Below are 2,078 nucleotides of genomic sequence, written 5' to 3' on the forward strand. Positions count from 1 at the left end.
CCGCCATAGCATATTTGGTCCCAGAATGGACCATTACAGTGAGCTGATGCAAAGCTATCAGCAGAAATGGTTATCAGATATCAGTAAATAGGAATCATTGTAAACATCAAAAACCAATCATAACAAACATGAAGAAGAAAATCGCCATGCTGGCATTATTGCCAGCTGCGTTACTTAGTCATCCGGGCGCTTTTGCGCAAAGCAACACTTTTTCCATTAAAGGACAGGTACCGGAAATATTAAACGGACACATGATCTACCTGGTAAAAGAAACCGGTAAGCGGAAAATTCCTTCAAGTGTGGATTCTGCATTGATACAAAACGGTGCTTTTGTCATCACTGGTGAAACGGATCAGCCATTTGCCGGCACCCTATCGGCGCCTATTATGGGCCGACCCGCCATACCCGGCTTCCGGCACGTGTTTATCAATAACGGCGATCAGATCACGTTGACACAAAAAGGAGTAATTAATCCGAAGAATACCCTGGAAGGTGCGCAGATCAAAGGATCGGAGTATACGCGTCAATGGGATGAGCTGACCGCCTTTTTATCGCCGGCCGATGCTCCCATAGATTCGTTGAGAAGGGTAAACTATGAGAACAGACAGGCCGGTAATACGGATACTACCGGCTATGCTGCACGGATGCAAAAGTTTGATGCGCTGTTCCTGTTAAAAAGCCAGTTACAGCAATCATTTATTCAGCAGCATCCGGCTTATTACATTTCTTTATACCTGTTACGTGATATACTGGGAGCGCGGATCAACGACACAGAGGCAGCAAAAGCTACTTTTGCCAAACTGGCGCCCGCCTTACGTACTTCCCCACTGGGAGAGGAACTGCGCCAATTGATTGCCAACTCCGAACGCCTGACCATCAATAAACTGGCGCCCGACTTTGCGGCACAAACACCGGATGGTAAAACATTGAAGCTCTCCGATCTCCGCGGCAAATATGTGCTGCTGGATTTCTGGGCCAGCTGGTGTGGTCCCTGCAGGGCGGAAAATCCGAACGTGGTAAAAGCTTATCAGCAATACAAGGATAAAAACTTTGATGTAATCGGCGTTTCACTGGATAAGGAAGGCGACAAACAAAAATGGATCGATGCCATCGCACACGATGGACTTACCTGGCATCATGTGAGCGACCTGAAATTCTGGAACAGCGGCATCGCTAAGCAATACATGATTGCATCGATTCCACAGAATTTTCTGCTGGATCCACAAGGGAAAATTATCGCCATCAATCTGAGAGGCGCGGCCTTGGAAGAAGCGTTGAAAAAGATATTGCCATAGTATTTAAAACCGGACGAAAGGGGTAAGGGCAGTAGCTTTTGCCCCTTTCGTCGTTTCGGGAAGGAACATTTTAGTCGTGCTTTTTCTCCTCCATATGCTTTTCATAACTTTTCAGGTTCACGAGAAATACGAGTAAAATAATCATCACCACTACCAGCATAATATACGCAATCATAAAAGGCATATTATAAATGGTGAGGGGCATGAGGTTGGGTTGTGTCTGGCCGGGCCGGGGGAAGGGCGCATCATCTTTAGGTGCTTTGCCGGCTTCTTCTTTGATGTAGGCCAGTATATCCCTGATGTGGTCATCGTCCAGATCAGGATGATCGGGCATGGCCACCTGGTTGTTTTGATTATACACTTCCAGTGCTGCTTTATCGCCGGCTTTAATCATGCTCTGAGAGGCTTTCACAAAGCTGAGTATCCACGCTTCGGAGTGGCGGTCTTCCACACCCGCCAGCGCAGGACCTGTCAGCTTCTTGTTTACATTATGACAGGAGGCACACCTGGCCTGGAATAATTTTTTACCCTCCGCCGGATCAGCGGCTTTCACTACTACCGTAGCGAAAAGCAGGAGTATAAGGGTGAAGTGTTTACTGTTCATGTTGTAATTTTTTGATGTCAGCCAGGAGGGTGCTCACTTCGGCTTCCGCCGTTCCTTTATAGTAACCCCTGATATGTTGTTGTTTATCCAGTAAGACGAGAATATCACTGTGAATGAAATCATCTTCGCCCCCGTCTCCGTCAGTGGCGGTCAGGTACAGTCCCTTCCTGGCAAAGTAA

General features: G+C 47.3%; 2 protein-coding genes and 1 pseudogene. 1 reads left to right on the forward strand and 2 read right to left on the reverse strand.

Going from position 1 to position 2,078, the window contains the following annotated elements; all coding sequences use genetic code 11:
- Positions 1 to 128 precede the first annotated feature (128 nt).
- Positions 129 to 1,295, forward strand: coding sequence for a TlpA disulfide reductase family protein (locus VIP81_RS17205; RefSeq protein ID WP_331963544.1), 1,167 nt, complete (start codon positions 129 to 131; stop codon positions 1,293 to 1,295).
- A gap of 70 nt (positions 1,296 to 1,365) precedes the next feature.
- Here VIP81_RS17205 and VIP81_RS17210 read toward each other — a convergent pair whose 3' ends face one another.
- Both VIP81_RS17210 and VIP81_RS17215 read right to left on the reverse strand, forming a co-directional pair.
- Entirely contained in the window at positions 1,366 to 1,899 is a 534-nt protein-coding gene (locus VIP81_RS17210; RefSeq protein ID WP_331963547.1) for a cytochrome c, read from the reverse strand.
- Positions 1,889 to 2,078 (reverse strand): annotated as a pseudogene (locus tag VIP81_RS17215) (SCO family protein); the annotation flags it as partial. The gene VIP81_RS17210 and the pseudogene VIP81_RS17215, both read right to left, overlap by 11 nt.

Source organism: Chitinophaga sp. (assembly GCF_036566945.1).
GTDB lineage: Bacteria > Bacteroidota > Bacteroidia > Chitinophagales > Chitinophagaceae > Chitinophaga.

What these genes read in the sequence shown, in the direction of transcription:
- VIP81_RS17205 (WP_331963544.1), top strand. Translation starts at nt 129, where the DNA reads ATGAAGAAGAAAATCGCCATGCTGGCATTATTGCCAGCTGCGTTACTT.
- VIP81_RS17210 (WP_331963547.1), bottom strand. Translation starts at nt 1,899, where the DNA reads ATGAACAGTAAACACTTCACCCTTATACTCCTGCTTTTCGCTACGGTA.